General features: G+C 68.2%; 12 protein-coding genes and 2 tRNA genes. 11 read left to right on the top strand and 3 right to left on the bottom strand.

Going from position 1 to position 6472, the window contains the following annotated elements:
* Positions 1-2: 2 nt before the first annotated feature.
* The 3 genes from cmk to U4E84_RS15885 all read right to left on the bottom strand — a co-directional run bounded on the left by cmk (position 3) and on the right by U4E84_RS15885 (position 2115).
* On the bottom strand, positions 3-581 hold the full coding sequence (cmk, locus tag U4E84_RS15895) for a (d)CMP kinase (protein WP_322533094.1): 579 nt from the start codon (positions 579-581) through the stop codon (positions 3-5).
* Positions 582-719: 138 nt separating this feature from the next.
* Entirely contained in the window at positions 720-1085 is a 366-nt protein-coding gene (locus U4E84_RS15890) for a hypothetical protein (RefSeq protein ID WP_322533093.1), read from the bottom strand.
* Positions 1075-2115, bottom strand: a complete 1041-nt coding sequence (locus U4E84_RS15885) for a zinc-binding dehydrogenase (protein WP_322533092.1) — start codon at positions 2113-2115, stop codon at positions 1075-1077. Before U4E84_RS15885 ends, U4E84_RS15890 begins: the two co-directional genes overlap by 11 nt.
* A gap of 215 nt (positions 2116-2330) precedes the next feature.
* On the opposite strand from U4E84_RS15885, the gene U4E84_RS15880 reads away from it, so the two are divergent.
* The 11 genes from U4E84_RS15880 to U4E84_RS15830 form a co-directional block, all read left to right on the top strand.
* Positions 2331-2416: transfer RNA gene (locus U4E84_RS15880), tRNA-Ser, on the top strand.
* A 57-nt stretch (positions 2417-2473) separates the two neighbouring features.
* Positions 2474-2995 (top strand): 30S ribosomal protein S13, encoded by a 522-nt coding sequence (locus tag U4E84_RS15875; protein WP_322533091.1) that lies wholly within the window; start codon positions 2474-2476, stop codon positions 2993-2995.
* Complete coding sequence (locus tag U4E84_RS15870) at positions 2992-3525, top strand: 30S ribosomal protein S4 (protein ID WP_322533090.1); 534 nt, start codon at positions 2992-2994, stop codon at positions 3523-3525. The genes U4E84_RS15875 and U4E84_RS15870 overlap by 4 nt, the downstream gene beginning before the upstream one ends.
* Positions 3525-3914: a 30S ribosomal protein S11 gene (locus U4E84_RS15865; RefSeq protein WP_004046448.1), complete on the top strand. Its 390-nt coding sequence runs from the start codon at positions 3525-3527 to the stop codon at positions 3912-3914. Before U4E84_RS15870 ends, U4E84_RS15865 begins: the two co-directional genes overlap by 1 nt.
* A 1-nt stretch (position 3915) precedes the next feature.
* Entirely contained in the window at positions 3916-4668 is a 753-nt protein-coding gene (locus U4E84_RS15860) for a DNA-directed RNA polymerase subunit D (protein ID WP_322533089.1), read from the top strand.
* Positions 4669-4817: 149 nt separating this feature from the next.
* A tRNA-Leu gene (locus U4E84_RS15855) sits at positions 4818-4902 on the top strand.
* A 39-nt stretch (positions 4903-4941) separates the two neighbouring features.
* The gene (locus tag U4E84_RS15850) at positions 4942-5295 is read left to right on the top strand and encodes a 50S ribosomal protein L18e (RefSeq protein WP_322533088.1); all 354 of its coding nucleotides are present in this window, start codon (positions 4942-4944) and stop codon (positions 5293-5295) included.
* On the top strand, positions 5292-5741 hold the full coding sequence (locus tag U4E84_RS15845) for a 50S ribosomal protein L13 (RefSeq protein WP_322533087.1): 450 nt from the start codon (positions 5292-5294) through the stop codon (positions 5739-5741). The genes U4E84_RS15850 and U4E84_RS15845 overlap by 4 nt, the downstream gene beginning before the upstream one ends.
* Positions 5735-6133, top strand: a complete 399-nt coding sequence (locus U4E84_RS15840) for a 30S ribosomal protein S9 (RefSeq protein ID WP_322533086.1) — start codon at positions 5735-5737, stop codon at positions 6131-6133. Before U4E84_RS15845 ends, U4E84_RS15840 begins: the two co-directional genes overlap by 7 nt.
* Positions 6134-6145: 12 nt before the next feature.
* Complete coding sequence (locus U4E84_RS15835; protein WP_149783217.1) at positions 6146-6340, top strand: DNA-directed RNA polymerase subunit N; 195 nt, start codon at positions 6146-6148, stop codon at positions 6338-6340.
* A 2-nt stretch (positions 6341-6342) separates the two neighbouring features.
* A partial coding sequence (locus tag U4E84_RS15830) for a DNA-directed RNA polymerase subunit K (protein WP_322533095.1) occupies positions 6343-6472 on the top strand: 130 nt, incomplete at its 3' end.

Raw genomic sequence — 6472 nt, 5'->3', positions numbered from 1 at the left:
ACTCAGAAGTCGTAGCGCACGCCCTCAATGGGCGCCTTCCCCTCGTCGGTCGCCGGGTCGTACGCCTCGATGGTCGCGACGAGCGCGTCGAGGAAGCGGTCGGGTCCCCAGCGGGCCGTGTTGTACGCGGCGTCGTAGATGGAGAGGTCGTCGATGTCGACGTCGTAGAGCTCGCGGTACCGCTTCCGCTCAGAGGCTTCTCGGCGTTCGGTCTCGACCTTCGCGCGGTCGACGGGCTTCGCCTCGCGCTCCGCGATGCGCTCGGCGCGGACGGAGAGGGGGGCGTCGAACCAGAAGCGGAAGTCGGCGTGGTCGGCGGCTAGCCATCCGGCGAGCCGCGACTCGAGGACGAGGTCGTCGCGGGTCGCGGCAATCTCGCGGAGGCGCCGGTCGAGCTTGCGGTCGAACTGGGGGTCCTCCTCGGCGAACTCGTTGAACTCGACGGGCGTCATGTCGCGGTCGGCCGCCATCTCGCGGAAGATGTCGCCGCCGGAGACGTGGTCCACGCCGAGCCGGTCGGCGAGCCCCGCGGCGTTCGTGCTCTTCCCGCTGCCCGGCGGGCCGGAGACGGTGATCAACATATCGCTACTGCGCGGGTGTCGTTCAAAACGGTTGTCGTTCGCCGCTCGCTGCACTGGCCTCGCGGCGTCGTTCCCGCAGCGGCGACGCCTCCCGCTACCGGTCTCGCGGCGTCGTTCCCGCGGCGGCGACGCCTCCCGCTACCGGTCCCGCGTCGCCGCGGTCATCGACCAGACGGCGACGAGGCCGAGGAGGACGGCGGGGACGAGCGGGAGCGCGAGGTACGTCGCGAAGAACGGCAGCCCGAACCAGCCCGCGGCGTACGGATAGACGTAGATGACGCCGGGGATGACGAGGACGCAGGTGAACAGGACGGCCGTCAGGGCCCACCCCCTCCGGCCGAACCCGTCGGCTTCCGGTTCGTCGCCGGTCGTCCCCTCGGCGTCCGACTCGTCGCCGACCGGTCCCTCGGCGAGACCGTCGGTGCCGTCGCTCTCGCCCTCCGGGACGTGGACGTAGCCGCCGTCAGCGCTCTCGCCCGCGTCACCGTTGGCTTCAGAGCTCACTGTCCGGCTTTACGACCACTTTGCCAAAGCCCTCACGGTTCTCGATCATCTCGTGGGCGCGCGCGGCCTCGCTCATCGGCAACGTCTTGCGGACGTGCGGCTCGAACGTCCCGTCCCAGACGAGTTCGAGGACGTCGTCGACCTCGCCGGGCGTCGCCATCGTCGACCCGATGACCGACAGCTGGTTCCAGAAGATGCGGTTGAGTCCCGCGTCGGGGTTCGGGCCGGTGGTCGCGCCGCAGGTGACCATCCGGCCGCCCTTCGCCAGCGACTTCAGCGAGTTCGGGTAGGTCGCCTCGCCGACGTGGTCGACGACGACGTCGACGCCGCGGCGGCCGGTGAGCTCGGCGACCTCCTCGGCGAAGTCGTTCGTCTCGTAGTCGATGACGTGGTCCGCGCCGCACGCCTCCGCGTGCGAGAGCTTCTCCTCGCTGGAGGCGGTCGCGAACACCTCACAGCCCGCGTGGTCGGCGATCTGGACGGCGGCGTGGCCGACGCCGCCGGAGGCGCCGAGCACCAGGACCGTCTCGCCGGCCTCGACGTCGGCGCGTGTCTGCAGCATCCGCCACGCGGTCTGGAAGACGAGCGAGGCGGAGCCGGCGACCTCCCAGTCGACGCCTTCGGGGACCGGGACGAGGTTCTCCGCGGGGACGGCCGCGAACTCGGCGTGGACGCCGCGAACGTGCTCGCCGATGATGTGGAACGAGGGGCACAGCGACTCCTCGCCGTGGCGGCAGAACTCGCACTCGCCACAGGAGACGCCGGCGCTCACGGCGACGCGGTCGCCGGGCTCGAACCGCGTCACGCCCTCGCCGACGGCCTCGACGACGCCCGCCGCGTCGCTGCCCGGAATATGCGGCATCTCCAAGTCGATGCCGGGCATCCCGCGCCGGGTCCAGATGTCGAGGTGATTCAACGCGCCGGCCTTGACGTCGACGAGCACCTCGCCGCGGCCGGGCTCGGGGTCGGGGAACTCGCCGTACTCGATCACGTCGCGGTCGCCGTGGGAGTCGAACTGGACGGCCTTCATACGTCTGTCCACCCGCGGCACCCACTAAACAGTACGCCAAACGGAACCGTTCCACGGGATCCGCGTTCTCTCGTGTCAACCCCTCACACCCGTGCGAACCGGGGTCACTCGCCCCGCCCTTCCGTGACGTTTAAGTAGCGAAAGCGGGACCGTACGGATGCACGAACTGCAGGGGCGCCGGGTCCCGAGTCCACGAGGGCGACGATACGACGCGAGTTGCGGTAGCCAAGCCTGGCCCAAGGCGCAGGGTTGCTAACTCTGTGGCGTCACTGCCTCCGGGGTTCGAATCCCCGCCGCAACGCTCGAACGGACCGAGCACCGCCGGATTCGCGCCGGTAGGGCTCACCACAACCAACACATGAGCACGGAAGAACCACAGGACGACTCGGCGGAGGAGGAGGAAAACCTCCAGTACTTCGTCCGGATCGGGGGCGCGGACCTCGACGGGACGAAGACGGTCGAGCGAAGCCTGTCCGAACTCGACGGCATCGGCACGCGCACGGCGCGGCTGGTCGCCGAGAAGGCCGACGTGGACAAGAACGCCACGTTCGGGCTCCTCGACGAGGATGACATCGACGCGGTGGTCGACATCGCCGAGAACCTCGAAGACCACGTCCCGTCGTGGATGACGAACAGACAGAACGACTTCTACTCCGGAGAGACGACGCACCTCGTCGGCACCGACGTCGAGGAGAAGCGTCGCCACGACATCAACCGGATGAAAGTCATCGAATCGTACAAGGGCGTTCGCCACAAGCGCGGCCAGAAGGTACGCGGCCAGCGCACGAAGTCCACGGGCCGGTCCGAGGGCACCATCGGCGTCAACGTCGAGGAGATTCGCGAGGAGATGGCCGAGGAAGAAGCGGGTGACGACGAATGAGCACCGGCAAGAACACGAAGGGCTACGAGACGCCGAACCACCCGTACCAGGGCGAGCGCATCGCCGAGGAGTCCGACCTCCTCTCGCGGTACGGTCTCAAGAGCAAAGAGGAGTTCTGGCGCGCCCAGTCCGAGCTGCGCAGCATGCGACGCGAGGCGCGTCGCCTGCTCGGCGAGGCCCAGGGTGACGTCGACGTCGCCCAGGAGGCCGGCGCGGAGTTCGTCGCACGGCTCCGCCGCATCGGCATCCTCGGCGACAACGACGACATCTCCGCGGTCCTCTCGCTGGACGTGACCGACCTGCTCGAGCGCCGTCTCCAGACGGTCGCCTACCGGCAGGGGTTCGCGTCCTCCACGCAGCAGGCCCGCCAGTTCATCGTTCACGGCCACATCACGGTCGACGGCGCGCGCGTCACTCGCCCGTCGGTGAAGGTCGACGTGTCCGACGAGGGCGCCATCGCCTTCGACGAGACGAGCCCGCTCGCGGACGATCTCCACCCCGAGCGCGCGGAGTCACAGGAGGGCAACTAATGAGTGAATCCGAGGACGGAAAGTGGGGCATCGCCCACGTGTACGCGTCGTTCAACAACACGCTGATCACGGTCACCGACGAGACTGGCGCCGAGACGATCGCCAAGTCGTCCGGCGGCACCGTGGTGAAGCAGAACCGCGACGAGGCGTCGCCGTACGCCGCCATGCAGATGGCGGAGGTCGTCGCCGAGCGCGTCAAGGACGCCGGATTGGAGGGCGTGCACGTTCGCGTGCGCGGCCCCGGCGGCAACCTCAACAAGTCCACCGGTCCCGGCGCGCAGGCGACGATCCGCGCGCTCTCGCGTGCGGGCGTCGAGATCGGCCGGATCGAGGACGTCACGCCCATCCCGCACGACGGGACGAAGGCGCCCAAGAACAAGCGAGTCTGACATGACGGAAGACGACTTCGACGTCCAGTACGTCGAACGGGACGAACGCAGCGCGCGGGTGCTGATCCGCGGGCTCACGCCGGCGTTCGCCAACGGCATCCGCCGCGCGATGATCGCCGACGTCCCGACGTTCTCGATCGACACCGTCCGGTTCGTCGAGAACTCCTCCGTCATGTTCGACGAGATGATCGGCCTCCGGCTGGGGCTGGTGCCCCTGACGACGCCGCTCGACGACTTCGAGGTCGGCGACGAGGTCACCCTCGCGCTCGACGTCGAGGGGCCGGCGACGGCGTACTCCGGCGACATCGAGAGCGCCGACCCGCTCGTCGAGGTCGCCGACGAGAACGTGCCGATCATCGAGCTGAAGGAGGGGCAGCGGCTGGAGTTCGAGGCCGACGCGGTGCTCGACTCCGGCAAGGAGCACGCCAAACACCAGGGCGGCGTCTCCGTCGGCTACCGCCACCTCCAGCGCGTCACCGTCGAGGGCGACCTCGGCGAGTTCGACGACGACGAGCCGCGGATCCTCCGCGGCGTCATCGAGACGCCCGACGGTTCGATAGAGCTCACCGACGAGTTCGACAACGACCTCTCGAAGCGGTTCCCCGGGAAGGAGGTCAGCGTCGAGGACGTCCCCGGCGCGTTCGTCTTCCACATCGAGACGGACGGGTCGTTCAGCGTCGAGGAACTGCTGCTCCGCGCGATCGACTCCATCGAGGAGCGCGCGGACGAACTACAGACGAAAGTCGCGGTCTAACGTAATGACGGACCTTCAAACCGCACGGCCGGCGCCCGCCCCTGCACGGAGCCGCGGCGCCGCAGCCCGCCCCTCCGTCGGGTCGGGACGTTCCGCCGACGGCGGGACCGAAAGTGGTTTGAAGGGAGCCGGATTACCCAGGAGTGCACGCAGGGATAGCCAAGTCAGGCCAACGGCGCAGCGTTCAGGGCGCTGTCCTGTAGAGGTCCGCAGGTTCAAATCCTGCTCCCTGCACTCCGTTTTCACGAACTCTCCGACACAGGAGGGACAGCTATGAGTAGCAAGACGAATCCGAAACTACAGAACCTCATCGCCGATCTGAAGTCGGTGTCGCGCGATTCCGGTGCCAACGTATGGCAGGACATCGCCGCCCGACTGGAGAAGCCACGGCGCACGCACGCTGAGGTCAACCTGGGCCGCATCGAACGATACGCTCAGGAAGACGAGACGGTCGTCGTCCCCGGCAAGGTGCTGGGCAGCGGTGTGCTCGAAAAGAACGTCACCGTCGCCGCCGTCGACTTCTCGGGAACCGCCCGCACGAAGATCGACCAGGCCGGCGAAGCGGTGTCACTCGAACAGTTCGTCGAACAGAACCCCGAAGGGAGCAACGTCCGGGTGATCCGATGAGTCTCGCGAAGATCGACGCGGACGTCGTCGTCGACGCCCGCGACTGCATCCTCGGTCGCGTCTCGTCGAAGGTCGCCCAGCGCGCCCTCGCCGGCGAGACGGTCGCCGTCGTCAACGCCGAGCGCGCGGTCATCACCGGCAACGAGGAGGCGACGATGGACACGTACCACACCCGCGCGGAGCTCGGCTCCGACAGCGGGCCGTACTACCCCAAGCGCCCCGACCGGATCTTCAAGCGCGCCATCCGCGGCATGCTGCCGTACAAGACGGAGGACGGCCGCGAGGCGTTCTCGAACGTCCGCGTCTACGTGGGCAACCCCTACGAGCGCGACGAGGACGTCGAGAGCGTCGTCCTCGACGACACCTCGCTCGACCGCCTCTCGAACATCAAGTTCACGACGCTCGGAGACATCTCCGAGTCTCTGGGAGCCAACGTCACATGGTAACTAACACCTCAGGCAAGAAGAAGACGGCCGTCGCCCGCGCCACCGTGCGCGACGGCGAGGGCCGCGTTCGCATCAACTCCCAGCCAGTCGAGCTGGTCGAACCGGAGCAGGCGCGGCTCAAGATGCTTGAGCCGTTCCGCATCGCGGGCGAGGAGCTTCGCGACGGCGTCGACATCGAGGTCAACGTCGAGGGCGGCGGCTTCAGCGGCCAGGCCGACGCGACGCGGACCGCCATCGCGCGCGGGCTCGTCCAGCACCTCGGCGACGCCGAGCTGCGCGACGCGTACATGACCTTCGACCGCACGCTGCTGGTCAACGACGTGCGCCAGTCCGAACCCAAGAAGTGGGGCGGACCGGGCGCGCGTGCTCGCTACCAGAAGTCCTACCGCTGAGGTGATCCAGTCATGATGATCCCCGTCCGGTGTTTCACGTGCGGCAACGTCGTCGGTGAACACTGGGAGGAATTCAAGGAGCGCGCCCGCGAGGGCGAGGAGGACCCGGGCGAAGTGCTCGACGACCTCGGGGTCAACCGGCACTGCTGCCGCCGGATGTTGGTCAGCCACCGCGACCTCGTCGACGTCGTCTCGCCGTACCAGTAACAATGTCAGGACAGCGATACAACCGATACGAGAAGGCACGCATCCTCGGCGCGCGAGCGCTGCAGGTGTCCTACGGGGCGCCCGTGCTGATCGACACCGACCAGACGGAGCCGATCCTCGTCGCCGCGGAGG

Origin of the sequence: Halorubrum sp. AD140, from assembly GCF_034497445.1 — an archaeon.
GTDB lineage: Archaea > Halobacteriota > Halobacteria > Halobacteriales > Haloferacaceae > Halorubrum.
The sequence above is the reverse complement of the archived record's forward strand: the minus strand, read 5'-3'. Positions and strand labels throughout refer to the sequence as shown.